We start from the raw sequence: 15,118 nt of genomic DNA on the forward strand, positions 1-15,118 counted from the left end.
AGCTACAGCATCAGTATCGTCAATCCACTCGTTCATCCACTTTCGTGCGTGCGCAGGTTCATTCGACCACATGCCTGGTTCGACTAGTCACCGACTTCCCTCCAGTGGTCTCCTAGAAACATGGACACACAAGCACTGACTAGACCGAGTAATCTCCGCACAGTTTTCAACGACAGGGGCGGCAGCACTGACGCCGATGTTATGGTCACAGACCCAATGGACGCGCAACCCATAAGCGCTCTGCCTGCTTCCACCAGGTCCGCCGACAATCCAGAAACCAGGCGGCCTGGAAGAACAAGGTTAAATACGAGCAACCATGAATCCATCGACATGGAGCTGGCAGATGTTGAGCGACAGATCAGGGCCAAGGGCGTAACCAGCCGAGAACTCGGACGTTTGGGCGAAGACTACGCCTGCCAGTGGCTGCGGCAGCGCAACTGGAAAATCCTGGCCCGAAATTGGAGAAGCCGGTTCGGCGAGCTGGACATCATCGCCCTGGATCCCGAGTCAATTCTGGTATTCGTTGAGGTCAAAACCAGACGCACCGGTCGGTTCGGATCCCCAGAACAGGCTGTCGGCCCGCGCAAGCAGACCCACTTGCGTCGCGCCGCAGTCCAATGGCTGATCAGCCATGACCGAGATCCCAGCGCACGGCATCGCGGCACCCGTTTCGATGTCATCAGCCTGTCAGTCAAGTCCAACCCCAGCAGAAGCATGCATTCCGAGAACCCCTATCCCCTGGCTTCCAGTCAGGCATCCGCCGAGGCCGCCAGGGGATCCAATCGCTCGGGCAGAGGCGGATGGAATCCAGGATCAGTCTTCCTCAAGCACACCAGGGAGGCCTTCTGATGCGTCTTGGATCCGCTGAATCCGTGGGATTGATAGGCCTCAAGGCCTTTCTGATCCACGTGCAGTCCTTCATCTCCCCAGGGCTGCCCTACTTCTCCATCATCGGCCTGCCGGATGCCTCCTTATCGGAGTCACGCGAACGGGTTAAATCCGCCTGCTCGGCCTGCGGATTCCGGTGGCCGCAGACCAGGGTCACCGTCAACATGTCCCCAGCTTCGAAACCCAAGCATGGCTCCTCACACGACCTGGCCATTGCGACCAGTGTCCTCGAAGCCGGCGGAGCGTTGCCGACGGAATGCCTGGACCATACGGTCATCCTGGGCGAACTCAACCTGGATGGCACGATTCTGCCCATCAACGGTCTGCTGCCCATCCTGACGCAGGCCAGAGCCCAGGGAATCACACGGGCTTTCGTCCCTGCAGACAACCTGGACGAGGCTCATCTGGTACCCGATATCGAGGTCGTGGGACTACGCCACCTGGGCCAGCTCATTCAAACCTTGGGCGGGCGAAGTAGGATCACCGCCCCTGAGCTAGACAGCCACCTAGACACCGACAAGTCAACCACCATAGCGAGTGTGCATCCCAATAACTTAGGTCATGAAGACAACTCCCCCGCCAATGCCGACCCCTCTCCGCCCAAGCCGGACATGGCTGACGTGATTGGTCAGGAGGAGACCAAGTGGGCCATGATGGTGGCTGCAGCCGGCGGTCACCACATGCTCATGGTCGGCCCTCCAGGAGCCGGTAAAAGCATGCTGGCTGAACGGCTTCCCAGCATCATGCCCGCCTTGGACGCTGTTCAACAGCTGGAGGTGGCCTCCATTCGATCCCTGTGTGGCACGCTGAGCCAGTATGGGATCTCCGATGTGCCACCCTTCGAGGCTCCTCATCATACGATCTCCATGGCGGCCATGGTTGGAGGCGGCGCCGGACTGGCCACCCCCGGTGCCATCACTCGTGCCCACCGCGGCGTCCTCTTCATGGATGAGGCCCCGGAATTCTCTCCAAGAGTGATCCAATCCCTGCGCGAGCCCCTGGAGATCGGGCGAATCTTCCTGTCCCGGGCCAAGGGCAGCACCACCTTCCCGGCTCGTTTCCAGCTGGTCATGGCCGCTAACCCCTGCCCCTGCGGATACGGATACGGCACAGGAGAGCGCTGCACATGCACTCCCCGCGAGCGCCTCCGCTACTGGAACAGACTGTCTGGACCCATCATGGACCGCATCGACATCCAGACCACAGTCCCCCCTGTGACCGACTCGGGATTCGACGATCACCGTCCACGCCAGCACAGCGCTCAGATCCGCCAGCGTGTGACCCGCGCCCGCCAGACAGCAAAAGAGCGTTTCCGCAAGGAAGGCTGGACCTGCAACGCTCAGATCAGCGGCGAATGGCTGCGCCAGAACACATCAGACAAGGCACGTTCGGTCGTCGACCAGGCCTTGCGCAAGCAACGGATCAGTCTGCGCGGTGCCGACCGGACCATGCGCCTGGCGTGGACTCTGGCTGACCTGGACGAACGGACCAGCCCCGGTGCCGACGATGTGACCACCGGCCTCCTGCTCAGGACAAAGGCCGTCTGAGATGGCCGACCCCTTGATGAAGACCATGCCCGGCGACCAGCCGCGACCGATGACCATGGTCGAAAGCGACTGGCTTGCCAGAACCGTGCTAACTCTGGCGGCAGATGGTCCCGATGCTTTTATGATTGCCTGTCTTCTGGGTTCGGACCAGGCGGCCGACCTTTGTCGAAATCTGATCGAACTAAGAGCGGCAAACCAGGCCGGGACTGACAGCTCTCATGATGCTACTCGCACGAGACTAGATGAACGCTTTCTGAAGGGGACGGCTCGGTGGGGACGACAAACGAGCCCCGAGGACCTCACTCGGTTCCACAAGATCAGCAACTCCTGGCGGAGACGCCTGACACCCTTGCTTGCCATGGACACCGACCAGGTGCGGACCTTGATGACTGGCGGTGGCCGATTCTGGGTGATGACCCCTGGCGACCCTTGCTGGCCAGACCAGGTGGATGACCTGGCACGCCGCTCCGACTGGGCCCCTCCCCTCTGCCTGTGGGGGCAAGGCAATCCCGAAACATTGATCAACTGTGACCGACCCTTGGCCGTAGTCGGGTCAAGAACATGTGACGAGTATGGCCGGTCCACTGCTCACCAGATAGCCAGACAGGCTGCTGGCGAAGGCCACCTGGTCGTATCCGGCGGGGCCATGGGCACGGATGCCGCCGCCCACTGGGGAGCTCTGGCCGCTGGTGGCGGACGTACAGTCGCCGTTTTTGCCGGAGGCTTACTTCATATGGGTCCCAAACGCAACAGCCGTCTGTTCGAAAACATCGAGGCAGACGGCGGCGCACTGATCAGCGAGTTGCCACCCGGAACCATCCCCGAGGCGCGTCGGTTCCTGCTGCGCAACCGGATCATCGCCGCTCTCGCCTCCGATATTGTGGTAGCACAAGCCCGTCACCGATCCGGCGCGTTAAACACAGCCAACTGGGGCGTCGAATTGGGCCGTCGCGTACTGGCCGCTCCTGGCAGAATCGACCAGCCGGAAAACACTGGCTGCAACAGACTGATCCATGAGGGCAAGGCGGAGCTACTCCTGTCTGCATCCGACATCCGAGACATTTGCCACCCTGCCCATGGACCGGTTCACCCCGGCAAGCCTGTCCGTCAAGAAGCCTCCGCTTCAGTCAATACCGCCGAATCACGCGGTAATCAAACGAACAGGCAGAACGCGCGACGCACACCGACGATTGGTTCGGATCATCCGAACCAGACCATAAACGGCGGTCAACCGGACCCAACCGTGCTCAAACAATCCCGGACCAATAGAGACGGACCTTCAACCCACTCTCAGCACAAAGAGGATTCTTCAACCCAGCCATCAAATTCAGGGACTGACAGTGAATGCAAAAAGGCAGATGACGAGCGTCTAACCAAAGAAGAGGCAACCGTGCTGGCGACAATTCGCACCTACCAGCGTCGGGAAGGTCCACCAATGACGGGACAGCTTCGCGCCGAGCTAGCGGATCAGGGACATGGGTTCTCCGTCAGACATCTGATGCAACTGCTGGGATCCCTGGAGATTCGTGGTCTGATCAGCCTGAAGGACGGATGCGTCATAACTGAGCACCCGAAGAATCAGGCCTGCCAGCGGCAGCGGTCCAAATCCACCACCCAGCCGTCTGCACCAGCCGATTCACCGGTACTGGGAGGAACAAAATGAACGCCCTCATCCTCCAGCAGCTGACGCTGACGTTCAGGACCGCCAAAGGCGAATCCCGGTGCCAGAGAACCGTCGCGGAAGACCACGCGATGGCAGGGAATCACCCCGGGTTCGGGGTTGTCATGAAGTGCATAACCTACGAACCTGGCGTTGCGCGGATGACCAGTCAGGGAGGCGACCTGACCGTAGGTGGCCACCTTGCCGCGAGGAATCCGCCTGACGACCTGATACACCTGCTGGGAGAAGGAAAGTTCGGTCATAAGACCCATTCTGCCCGCTTTAGCAGACATGGCCCGGAAGGGCCACCACTATCAACGGGTTGTGACAGTATCGTTGGTATGAATCCGCAGAAGGTCAGAAGCCGCTATGATGCCGTCATCGTCGGAGCCGGAGCGGCCGGGTTGTCAACCGCTCTGGGACTGTACAGGGCTCTGGAGGGCAACAGAAGCAAGAGCGGCTTATCTCCAAAGGTCCTCGTCGTCTCCAAGCTGCAGCCTCTGCGATCCCACACCGGCTCAGCAGAGGGCGGTATCGCGGCCAGCCTGGGCAACCAGGAAAAGGACGACTGGCATTGGCACTACTACGACACCATCAAGGGCAGCGACTGGCTGGCTGACCAGGATGCCGTGCGGATTCTGGCCGAGCAGGCCCCGGGCATCGTCATCGAACTGGAGCATGACGGAGTGGCCTTCTCAAGGACTGAAGACGGGCACATCGCCCAGCGGAAGTTTGGCGGCCATACCGCCGATTATGGCGGCCACCCAGTCAGGAGAGCAGCCTATGCAGCCGACCGTATCGGCCACCAGATCCTGCACGCCCTGTGGCAGCAATGCCTGCATCTGGGAGTCGAGTTCGCCGAGGAATGGTATGTGACCGATCTGGTCGTCGACCCGCCTGCTTATGAGGAAACCGGCGGCCAGGCCCGTGGACTGATCGTCTTGGACACCCACGCCGGCAAGCTGCAAGCCATCCAAGCCGACAATATCGTCCTGTGCACGGGTGGGGCTGGCCGACTCTTCCATACGACCTCCAACTCCTGGGATTTGACCGGTGACGGCATGGCGCTCGCCCTGCAGGCCGGTCTGCAGCTGGAGGATGTGGAGTTCATCCAATTCCATCCCACCGGCCTGGGCCACACTGGCATCCTGCTGTCGGAGGCCTCTCGCGCAGAAGGCGGCGTGCTCAGGAACAGTCAGGGCCGGGCCTTCATGCAGGACTATGCGCCGGGACACGGCGACCTGGCCGCCAGGGATGTGGTCAGTCGTTCCATCATGGCCGAGATTGATGCAGGTCGCGGGGTGGCCGATCCATCGGACCCGGACGGGCCTCATGATTGCGTCTGGCTGGACATGACCGGTATTGATGGCCAGCGCATGACTGCCCTGCTCCCCCAGGTCACCGAGACCATCCATCGCTACGCCCACCTGGATCCCACTGTGGACATGGTTCCGGTCAAACCCACCGCCCACTACACCATGGGAGGCATCCCCATTACCGATCGTGGCCGCGTCTATCGCTGGCAGAATGGCCACCGTCGAATCGTCGACGGACTGTTCGCCGCCGGGGAATGCTCCTGTGTCAGCGTTCACGGAGCCAACCGACTGGGCGGCAACTCCCTGCTGGACGCCTGCCTCTTTGGCACCAGGACCGGGCAGACCATCGCCGCCGCCATGACCAATGCCGACGAGCCAAACGACATGACCGACACGTCTCCGCTCACACAAGCTCTGCAAAAGCGTCAAGCCTTCCTGGACGAGATGCTGGCTGGCGCGAGTGAAGCCAAGCCCTCAGAACCAGCATTGGCTGACGACCAAGGCGAAGCCTCCGACCCCGGAGACGAGGCCAGCCTGAACAACCCTTATGCGCTGATGGGCCGATTGGGACGGCTGATGGAGGAGGCCGTTGCTGTCCGATGCGATCAGGGCAGCATTGAAAAAGGTTTGCGCGGTCTAGATCAACTGGATGCTGACGCAAAACAGCTGCGTGCGCACAGTGAGACAGCAGTGCTCAACCAGGAGGTCACCGCCATCATGGAGGTGGACAACCTGCTGACACTGGCCCGGGCTGTGTTGAATGCCAGTCTGCAACGTCAGGAATCCCGCGGTGCCCTGTATCGGAGCGATTATCCGCAGCGCGATGACGAACACTATCTGGCTCACACCATGATTGATGCCAAGGAAAAAGTCTCCTGGCAGCCTGTTCATATCGTCAACATGCCTCCCAAGGGCCGCAACTACTGATGGACCTCGATTATGGACTCTGAGCGCAATCTGGTCAGGCAAGCACCTGTTCGACACCGATCCTGGTCAGACAGGGATTAGGATGGAGTCCGCGCATATCAATGGACATCGGGCCATATCCCGGCAAGGATAGGAGCAACCGTGACATCACAGTCCACCGGCTCAGACGGATCCAAGACATCCGCACCTGACCGCGATCCCCGTCCGGTGACCTTCCGAATAGCCCGGTTCACTCCACGACCTCAATCAGAGCGTCCGGCACGAACCAACCCATTCGCCAAAAGCAACCCCTTTGCCGCAGCGGGCAACCGACGCGCCCGAGGCCGCCGCTGGACGCAGGAGTACACGATCCGCATTGCCCCACAGCGCACTGTTCTGGATGCCCTTCTGCAGATCAAGCGGGAGGTGGACCCCACACTGAACTTCCGGTACTCCTGCGGACATGGCATGTGCGGATCGGATGCCGTGCTCATCAACGGCCGTCCGGATCTGCTCTGCACAGCCACCATCGCCGACTGCCTCTCCGCATCCAAAACCATGCCGAAACCATACGCCACACCCGGTGTAGCTACTGGAAATCCGCAGGCTCAGCAGCCTCCAGCCTTCCGCCGCACGGGCACAGCGACCACCGCAACGGCCGTATCCCCGTCGTTATCGCATTCGGATTCGGTCTCAGACTCAACGGCAATAGACTTCTCGGCTACAAATCCTGTGGAAACCGAAACCGTTACAGCAACTACAAGCCATACTGACACACCACACCCTACAGAAACATCAGGTCTTTCAGAATCTTCAGTAGTAGAGATCCGCCCGCTTCCCGGCTTCACTCCACTCAGAGACCTGATAGTGGACACCGATGCCATGTTTGAGCAGATTCAACGATTCAAGCCTTATCTGCTCCATGATGATTCCTCTGTTGATAGCAGCCGAGCAGCTCAGGCAAAGCCAGCCAAGGCAGAACCAGCGTCGGAATACCGGCAAACCCCGGAAGAGCTGGGCCGATATGAGCTACTCAGCACCTGCATCGCCTGCGGACTCTGCCAGGGGGCCTGCCCTATTTATGCGGGCGGTGAGGCCTTCGCCGGGCCGGCAGCCATGATCGCAGCGGCTCGATTCGTCAACGATTCCCGTGACAGCCATCGGCAGGAACGACTTGAGGCCATTGACCAGGCGGACGGAATCCAGGCTTGCCAGTCCATACGGGCCTGCACCCGACCCTGCCCCCTAGGGATCGACGTGGGCGAAGAGATGTGGAAGCTAGTCGAAGCCGTCAAGGAGTAGCCGAACTCATACGCACACAAGTCAACAAGAGCCGGCGACAGGCTTGTGCCCTCTAGTCGTTACCATGGTTAGCATGGACAAAACCTCGTACAACAACATCGCCAGAGGATGGGAATTCGCCGAGGCAAGCGCTCTGAACGTCGAATCCGACAAGTTGCAGACCTTGCGAGACAAGGCTACAGAGGCCGGATTCGCCCAATGTTCCCGGTCTCAAGGCGCCTTCCTGCAGTTCCTGGCCGGCCGGAACGCTCCGGCATCCATCATCTTGGTAGGCAACGGCTCCGTGGTCGAAGCCCTGCGCCTGATGACGGGCCTGCATGGTCATGGCCAGTTCACCGCCGTTGACTCCACAGCCCAAGGCACCTCGCTGGTCAAGAAAATTTTCGCGGGTATGGAAAAAGCCCACCCAGGCATGAGGCTGCGGGCGGTCAACGCGGCTGCCCGAACCTACTTTCCAAGGCTCAACCCCAGCGACTACGACCTTATCGTCGTCTCAGGCAATGGGGACAACTACCAACAGGTTATGGACCAGGCCCCGCGCCTGCTCAAGGACCGGGGACAGCTGATCTTCACGGATGCCTTTGACCTGCTGGACGATCCAGACAAGGGCGGCGTGCTCAACCCGGCCAATAGATCCGCCAAAACGACCACCTTACGCACCATCATGGAGGCCATAGGCAAAGACACTGCCTGGGAATCCTGTCTGCTGCCCATCGGCACGGGCATGATCATGGCCACCCGCGCCCACTGACTACCGCGCACCTATTATTCAGGCACGGTGACGCAGGATGGCCTGCACAGCCTCATCCGGATCATCAGTGCGGATGACCAGATCGGGATCCAGCTCAGAAATCATGCCCCGCTGCTTCACCGTGTCCGAAATCCAGTCAAAGAGCCCCTGCCAGTAGACCCTGTCGAAGAGAACGATGGGCATGCTGGGTGCCTTATGGGTTTGGACCAGAGTCAGCACCTCGAACATCTCATCCAGGGTGCCGAACCCGCCGGGGCAGACGATGATGCCCGAAGAGTATTTCATGAACATCATCTTGCGTACGAAGAAGTAGCGGAAGGTGATGCCCAGATTCACCCAACGGTTCAGTCCCTGCTCCATGGGCAATTCGATGCCCAGGCCGACGGACTTGCCACCGACCTCAGCAGCGCCCTTGTTGGCCGCCTCCATGATGCCAGGCCCTCCCCCGGTAATGACTGCCATACCGGCCTTGGCCAAGTCGCCGCCCATCTTGCGCGCAGCAGCATAGTTAGGATCCTCCTTGCCGGTCCGAGCTGAACCAAAGATGGCGGCTGCCGGACCCAGCTCCGCCAACGCACCGAACCCGTCGACGAACTCGGCCTGGATGCGCAGCACCCGCCAAGGATCCATATGCAGCCAGTCAGTGTCACCGCCCGACGAAAGCAAACCAGCATTGGCATCCGCCTCGGGAATCATGGGCCCGCGCATGATGACCGGACCGCTGTGGTAGGTCCGGCCCAGGTCCGGACCTTCATCGTCATTGTGATTGTCAACCATATCCGCCATGTACGCATTCCTTCATCGGGCCCCAATCCGAAGGACCCGCTCGATCCTGTTCCGGCTCTCATGATAGCGGCCCCTGCCGCCCGGCTGACGCCAAGGTAGCCATCGGCACTCGACTATTCAGAATGCTGTCTGCCTAGGCAGAGCTCACCCGGAATACGAATTATTGAGCCAAGTTTCTTGCTTCCGTGCTTTACGGTTCTGTTCGATAACTATCAGGGCAGATCTGAATATTTGGCTACATCTGAAACTTCATCTGCGCCGAACCAGTCATATCAACTTCCTTCAGTGAAGCTGTTTGCGCGAATTGGCTCAATTCCATCTCGGCATGGGCATAGGGAAATGAGACCCGCAACTGGCAGGTTCCCCTTTTAGTTCTCGCGCCGAAATGTGCGTACGATACGCCGCCTTCAGGCGGAACCTGGCGGTAATGGCGTGATGTCTGCAATACGGTGAGGCATCCCGCATATTCTCCGTCAAGCCAGACTTGTATTGTCGGCCAACCTTTGTACTTACCTGTTTTGATGAATCCATGCAGCAATCTCACCCAGACCTCGTCACTGGAAGAGAATCGGTTAAACAGATCCTGGTGCTTTGCCGCACCCGATACACCGACGGTCTGCCGCTTGTCTATACCCTCTACGATGCACTGACCATCAGGACGCTGATTGCATGGGCAATGCACGCCCCTCCCCTTGAAACGCCGGGATTGCCTGGGCTGCTTCGATACCGTAGAAGCACTGGATGAAGAATCTGACGAATTGAAGACAGTAGTGAACCCACCACCTAGTTCGCTCATATACCGGCGCATCCATTCAAAGCACTCCTGCGTCTGCGCGGCGTCAGACAATGCACGATGCTCCTCGTTCTCCGCGATGCCGAATCTGCGAATAAGATCCTGCAGCCGATGGTGCTTCTCCTGGGGAAACAAAGCTCGGCTCATTTGCAAAGTATTGATGCACACTGGGCCGGGCATAGTATACCCCACTCGTGCACTCTCAGCTTCGAAAAACCTCATATCGAAACGCAAATTATGACCTACAACAGGATCGTCGCCGACCCAGGACCAGAACAAAGGCAACACATCGCCGATTTTCGGTTGACCCTCCAGCATGGCATCAGTAATGCCGGTCAATTCGACAATCCTGCTGTCCAAACTCCTGCCAGGATCGACCAGGGTATCGAAACTGTCGACAATGCTCCGGCCGCGAACCTTCACTGCCCCGATCTCGATGATCTGATCCATCTGTGCACGCAGACCCGTCGTCTCGGTATCAAGCACCACATAATCCACAGGCAAGCCGTCATCGTTGTCGGCGGGTTTCGCATTATCGTTCAAAGGAACCAGCTCGTCAGTAGGCCGTTTTGCGTGTTTTCCTCTCGGACCATGCCTTTTCTTAGCAGTTGGTCTTATATGCTCATTTCCGAGGTCTTGAGTCTGCTGTTTACGCGCCATCGCATACAGCACTGCCAACAGAACGATAACCGCAATAATGATTCCTGAGATCACCGGATGCATGATGATCACACCAAGCAACGCAAGAATGACAATACCCAGCAACGTGCCCTTGTCATTCTTCCTCTTCCTCACGCTTGATAAGCTACACCGCAGCCTGGAAACCCATCAACATTATTCGGATTCCTTCTATCAGTGCGTGTAAACATCAGCGGACACCTTTGCAGGGAACGAAGAGCATGACTCATGCAAGGTCCAATGTGGATATATCGCTTTCTGCATAAGCTCGCTCACTTACAACATGCCATAATCAAGTAACTCGGCAAAATGATATTGGACATCGGCCTGCAGCTACTGATGCGTCGCTTATATGTCTTCGCTATGACTGCTGAAAACGAACTTATCTTTGGAGCAAATTCTTGAACATTCCCATTGCTTTCCCAGTCCGCTATAACTTCTGCAGCAGAAGATGAGAAGAGAAATATAAAATGCGGCGTGACTCTGCATCAAACTTTAAACATACTGAATACAGTACTTTTCGTATATTCTGACCCAGTAAGCAGCAAGCGCCCTGAAAACGGTAGGGCTTTAAGGTAAATAGGGTTAATCTTAATGTCACAGCAGACATATCAACCCTGCCACGCAAACACCTCTTTGATAAAAAACTCAAGCTATCGTCTGATGACTTTTCCATTCAAGCATCTGATCAACAACATCGTCTGCTCTTCAAATAACTGACAGATTGACAGCACATTGACTCTAAAAAGTATAAGGACGAATCACGCTCAAACTTTCAAGCAAGAGAATCCTATTCTGCACTTTATCAATCCAATCGAATATTTGTCCACAGGAGCTATGTACAAAAGCAACGCTAACGAATTGTTTCCAAACTTGGGGCTGTTTTCCACAGCATTCGATTAACATCGTAAACCCGTCATCTCTGTGACCTACAGGGGGGCTGATATGAATGCCGACTTCAATCTCACTTAGGCCTGCATGATATTCTATTGCCGTTCACTGAAGACGAGAGGAAGCGCAAATGCGCAAGGGCATCGCGGCTACAGTTGCCGCAATAGTCATGTTGATATGCTTGTCATCCTGCGGAGGAAATTCTTCAACAAGCTCGGATGCAGGAAAGCAAACGACCAGTTCACAAGGGGAGCCGAAGAAAACGAACAAAGCCCCACAACCGGCCGATCTAACAGGGACATGGAAGCAGACAAACGGTTCCGATAAAGACCACTACCAGCAGGCAACGGTGACCGCTGATAGCATAGAAATCAATTGGGTGAGCCCCGACACCACCAGCCTATATTGGTCCGGCAGCTTCACCCCGCCCACCACCGCCGGCGGCTACTCTTGGACCAGCCAGGGAAACAAGGACAAAATGTCGCAGAGCTTGCTCGCCTCACAGGACGACACCAAAGATTTCAAGTATGAAAACGGTGAAATCACGTACAAGGCCAGCGCGCTGAGCACCACAACCACCGTTCACCTCAAGAAGCAGTAGAAAATATCTGTATAGCCCCCCCTCAACTTCTAACCAAGAAATGTCATACAAAAGCGTATTTCTGAGGTGCGATCTGCTTTCCCTATGCAAGTCAGGTCATGCCAAAGATATGAATCAGAGTCCAGACAATACCTGCACCCAGAGAGAATCCAACGGCAGAAGTCACACAGAAATTGATGACCGGCCCCACAATCGGATGGGACTTGAACGCCTGGCTGTAGTATCGATTTCCGGGCATGAGCCACTTTCGTTCAAAGCGGGTTCGTTTACTACGGTCCACTTCCTCGCCAGACAGAAAGGCCTTGATCTCCCGATAGGTCTGCACATCATTGCGGGCTTTAATCTGCTCGATGTACGCGGCAGCTATGATACCCAAAATGCCCGTTATCAGAGCCAAGGCAAGCGTGGCATACAGAACCACATCTGACTTATTCAACTTCAAATAGAAAGTAAATCCGACGATAAGGGTCAAAAACATGAAGACCGTGAGAATTCCACAGACCAAGCCTAGTTGGCGAAGGTTTTTGGTTTCCGAATCAATGCTCTTATCCATGATGTCGAGGTCTCCTTTGATCAGCTGGTCTATGGTCACATCGAAGAGGTTGGACAGGAGGAGCAGGTTCTGCACGTCCGGGTAGGTACGGTCGTTCTCCCAGTTGGATATGGTCTGGCGGGACACAAATATCTTCCCCGCAAGATCGTCCTGGGACATGCCCCGCTCGGAGCGGTACCGGCGAATCTGATTGCCCAGTTCCATACCCTGCCACTCGCTTTCCCTGACCATCGTTCGCTGACTGATTGTTGGTTAATGACTATGTGGTTGCATCATCGTGACCTGCGCAAGTCCGACACCCTCAAGCTATCAACCCAACCCCTCGCCCACCAAAAATTCCTCTGCCAAAAGTCTTTGACACCCTCATTTTTCAAGGATTATCAGCATGGCTCAACCAGAATGTAGGTTGAAGAAACACGTCAGACGGGTTATCAACGCCGTACCAATCACACTCGCCACCCGTGGCCCATTGCCAAGCCCTATGTATTGTCATGCAATTAGGCCATCCAAAGATAAGAAAGTGTAGCCAGTAGGACAAGACCCGGTCATACTCCCCATGATCCACGAGTGACATCGAAGGATTAAGTCAACTGTTGTGCTTCACGATTTGAAATCGGCCATCGCCTCCGCGGCAAGACTTGACGGATCCAGTCCGTAGATACTCATCGGCATGGATTACGGTCCTATCCTGGAAATGGCAGCCACTTACCAAGGCGACTCTAAGAAGGCAACTTGGGTAAGTGGCTTACATACCAAGTCATGACACCGGCATTAGGCAAAACTATAAGAGAGTTCAGAACAACCATGAATTGACCGAGGAGCAGACGGGAATCAACAGCTGCTTCGAAGTGGACAACCAGATGCTCAGCACCATGGTGTCCAGAAACTCCGACCGGGACTTGCACTGTTCTATTCACTGACACAGGCTCTTTAGGTTGATCGAGCTTCACAGCAGCACGTTTCACCGTCTGTGCCAGAGGCTCGAATGCCTCAGAATACAGCGGAGTATCCTCCCTGAAAGTCGGTTAAGGAGAAAATTGCAGGATACAGATACGGTTCGGGCCGACTTGGCGTAGGCAACCGCTCCAGAAAACTAGTTGGTGGCATCCAGGGCAGCAACAATGCCCAGCTCGTGATCCCGCACCAAATATCAAGAAATGCACACGCATATCCATCCCTTATCTTCACTTACTGCCCTTCGCTCTCAATGCCATCAATCAGCAGGACATCGAGCCATAAGGCAGGGAGATCCTCTGTCTTCTCAGAACCGGGTAAATGCTTCTTAGCGTTTATCCACGATAACTAAACGCAGCTTCTGCCAGACTTTAGCACTTTTTAAAGATGAGCGCACGACCGGAGAAGCTTGAACAAAATCTGGTTCGCTCCACCTCATCTACAGTGGCTCCGTAGGTCGAGGGATCATCACAACAACAGACTTCACCTTCTCCGTTCGACGCTCGAGTGCCGCGAAATACAACCAATTCGCCGGAAGGACTATGACACCACAGACCTCTACCAATCTGAGGGATGATACGGTTCATGGAACATCACCGCTTTTGCCATCCTTACCATCGCCACCTTCCTTGGATGGGGACTGGTGGTGAACTCCTCAGCAAGCTGGCTCAACTGGCAGGGATACCTTCTGGGCCCCATCGGAGGCAAGGACGGGACCTGGGCGGCAGCAAACCTGGGTGTCATCATAGCCCTGTCTGTCGGATTCCTCGGAACGCTCCTGTTCCAGAAGGGCGATATCCGTCTTCAGGAGAGCATCGACTGAAACCGTAAGGGGTGCAGAGGGATACGCTCCATATTTCACAGCATGAAAGGAAATTATCATGATCAACAATGATGAATGGCTGGTGGTGATTGATCGCTAGGAGGCATTCGCCCACAATGAGTGGTCCCGTTGGGCCTGCTCCGACGGGGCCTACTACCAGACAGACAAGAACTACACCCGTCTCGCCAAGGCATACGGCGACCGCGTCGCTTACACCAGATACATTGCGCCGCAGCCGCCAAAAGGCGTATGGGTGGAATACATGAACGAATGGCCGGAATTCCAGGTCCCCTCCGACGATCCCAAGTATGACCTCACACCAGAGACCGCCGAGCTCGCCAAGGGGCATCCAATTGTCTCGCTCAGTACCTTCGGCAAGTGGGGGCCGGAATTGCGGGCGGCAATAAAGGGATCCCAGAAGATAGCCCTGTGCGGTGTCGCCACCGATGCCTGTGTGTTGCAGACCGCCTTGGCCGCTGCAGACCAAGGCATTGCCGTTCGATTGGCAGCAGATGCCTGCGCTGGATCCACGGCGGAAAACCACGAGCTGGCACTGGATACGATGGCCCTGTTTACACCGCTCATCACCATCACCGATACAGATCCACTACTGAGGGATCTTCAAACAGACTAACCTTCGGCATTCTTGATACATCTGTAGGTTGGGTT

The 15,118-nt window shown here is 56.7% G+C and carries 12 protein-coding genes and 1 pseudogene; 9 read left to right on the plus strand and 4 right to left on the minus strand.

The annotated features are described in order from the left end of the window. The first annotated feature begins 330 nt into the window (after positions 1-330). From ACUIAD_RS07495 to ACUIAD_RS07505, 3 genes are read left to right on the plus strand one after another with little or no spacing between them, the layout of a single operon-like run. Entirely contained in the window at positions 331-849 is a 519-nt protein-coding gene (locus ACUIAD_RS07495) for a YraN family protein (protein WP_445343214.1), read from the plus strand. Next, the gene (locus tag ACUIAD_RS07500; protein ID WP_445343215.1) at positions 849-2,435 is read left to right on the plus strand and encodes a YifB family Mg chelatase-like AAA ATPase; all 1,587 of its coding nucleotides are present in this window, start codon (positions 849-851) and stop codon (positions 2,433-2,435) included. Before ACUIAD_RS07495 ends, ACUIAD_RS07500 begins: the two co-directional genes overlap by 1 nt. A gap of 1 nt (position 2,436) precedes the next feature. Further along, entirely contained in the window at positions 2,437-4,098 is a 1,662-nt protein-coding gene (locus ACUIAD_RS07505) for a DNA-processing protein DprA (protein ID WP_445343216.1), read from the plus strand. Here the strand turns inward: ACUIAD_RS07505 and ACUIAD_RS07510 are convergent. Continuing rightward, positions 4,014-4,358: an MGMT family protein gene (locus ACUIAD_RS07510; protein ID WP_445343217.1), complete on the minus strand. Its 345-nt coding sequence runs from the start codon at positions 4,356-4,358 to the stop codon at positions 4,014-4,016. The genes ACUIAD_RS07505 and ACUIAD_RS07510 overlap by 85 nt on opposite strands. Positions 4,359-4,436: 78 nt before the next feature. Here ACUIAD_RS07510 and ACUIAD_RS07515 point away from each other — a divergent pair, with 78 nt between their 5' ends. The 3 genes from ACUIAD_RS07515 to ACUIAD_RS07525 all read left to right on the plus strand — a co-directional run bounded on the left by ACUIAD_RS07515 (position 4,437) and on the right by ACUIAD_RS07525 (position 8,370). Beyond that, positions 4,437-6,338, plus strand: coding sequence for an FAD-dependent oxidoreductase (locus ACUIAD_RS07515; RefSeq protein WP_445343218.1), 1,902 nt, complete (start codon positions 4,437-4,439; stop codon positions 6,336-6,338). Positions 6,339-6,545: 207 nt separating this feature from the next. After that, positions 6,546-7,619, plus strand: a complete 1,074-nt coding sequence (locus ACUIAD_RS07520; RefSeq protein WP_445343825.1) for a succinate dehydrogenase/fumarate reductase iron-sulfur subunit — start codon at positions 6,546-6,548, stop codon at positions 7,617-7,619. Positions 7,620-7,692: 73 nt separating this feature from the next. Continuing rightward, positions 7,693-8,370, plus strand: a complete 678-nt coding sequence (locus tag ACUIAD_RS07525) for an O-methyltransferase (protein ID WP_445343219.1) — start codon at positions 7,693-7,695, stop codon at positions 8,368-8,370. An 18-nt stretch (positions 8,371-8,388) separates the two neighbouring features. Here ACUIAD_RS07525 and ACUIAD_RS07530 read toward each other — a convergent pair whose 3' ends face one another. After that, the gene (locus tag ACUIAD_RS07530; protein WP_445343220.1) at positions 8,389-9,156 is read right to left on the minus strand and encodes an LOG family protein; all 768 of its coding nucleotides are present in this window, start codon (positions 9,154-9,156) and stop codon (positions 8,389-8,391) included. Positions 9,157-9,391: 235 nt separating this feature from the next. Further along, on the minus strand, positions 9,392-10,744 hold the full coding sequence (locus ACUIAD_RS07535; protein ID WP_445343221.1) for a 3'-5' exonuclease: 1,353 nt from the start codon (positions 10,742-10,744) through the stop codon (positions 9,392-9,394). Positions 10,745-11,648: 904 nt separating this feature from the next. Here ACUIAD_RS07535 and ACUIAD_RS07540 point away from each other — a divergent pair. Continuing rightward, positions 11,649-12,119 (plus strand): hypothetical protein, encoded by a 471-nt coding sequence (locus ACUIAD_RS07540; protein ID WP_445343222.1) that lies wholly within the window; start codon positions 11,649-11,651, stop codon positions 12,117-12,119. Positions 12,120-12,210: 91 nt separating this feature from the next. Here the strand turns inward: ACUIAD_RS07540 and ACUIAD_RS07545 are convergent, their stop codons facing one another. Next, on the minus strand, positions 12,211-12,903 hold the full coding sequence (locus ACUIAD_RS07545; RefSeq protein WP_445343223.1) for a helix-turn-helix transcriptional regulator: 693 nt from the start codon (positions 12,901-12,903) through the stop codon (positions 12,211-12,213). Between the two features lie 1,369 nt (positions 12,904-14,272). Here ACUIAD_RS07545 and ACUIAD_RS07550 point away from each other — a divergent pair. Together ACUIAD_RS07550 and ACUIAD_RS07555 are read left to right on the plus strand one after the other, a co-directional pair. After that, positions 14,273-14,449 carry a hypothetical protein gene (locus ACUIAD_RS07550; RefSeq protein WP_445343224.1) on the plus strand — a complete coding sequence of 59 codons (177 nt, stop codon included), beginning with the start codon at positions 14,273-14,275 and terminating at the stop codon, positions 14,447-14,449. Between the two features lie 148 nt (positions 14,450-14,597). After that, positions 14,598-15,083 (plus strand): annotated as a pseudogene (locus ACUIAD_RS07555) (cysteine hydrolase family protein); the annotation flags it as partial. Positions 15,084-15,118 lie beyond the last annotated feature (35 nt).

It is taken from the genome of Bifidobacterium sp. ESL0819 (assembly GCF_052606245.1).

Excerpts from the sequence above, each read along its gene's own strand:
- ACUIAD_RS07525 (WP_445343219.1), top strand. The coding sequence starts at position 7,693 with ATGGACAAAACCTCGTACAACAACATCGCCAGAGGATGGGAATTCGCC.
- ACUIAD_RS07530 (WP_445343220.1), bottom strand. The coding sequence starts at position 9,156 with ATGGCGGATATGGTTGACAATCACAATGACGATGAAGGTCCGGACCTG.
- ACUIAD_RS07540 (WP_445343222.1), top strand. The coding sequence starts at position 11,649 with ATGCGCAAGGGCATCGCGGCTACAGTTGCCGCAATAGTCATGTTGATA.
- ACUIAD_RS07500 (WP_445343215.1), top strand. The coding sequence starts at position 849 with ATGCGTCTTGGATCCGCTGAATCCGTGGGATTGATAGGCCTCAAGGCC.
- ACUIAD_RS07515 (WP_445343218.1), top strand. The coding sequence starts at position 4,437 with ATGAATCCGCAGAAGGTCAGAAGCCGCTATGATGCCGTCATCGTCGGA.
- ACUIAD_RS07545 (WP_445343223.1), bottom strand. The coding sequence starts at position 12,903 with ATGGTCAGGGAAAGCGAGTGGCAGGGTATGGAACTGGGCAATCAGATT.
- ACUIAD_RS07495 (WP_445343214.1), top strand. The coding sequence starts at position 331 with ATGGAGCTGGCAGATGTTGAGCGACAGATCAGGGCCAAGGGCGTAACC.
- ACUIAD_RS07510 (WP_445343217.1), bottom strand. The coding sequence starts at position 4,358 with ATGACCGAACTTTCCTTCTCCCAGCAGGTGTATCAGGTCGTCAGGCGG.
- ACUIAD_RS07505 (WP_445343216.1), top strand. The coding sequence starts at position 2,437 with ATGGCCGACCCCTTGATGAAGACCATGCCCGGCGACCAGCCGCGACCG.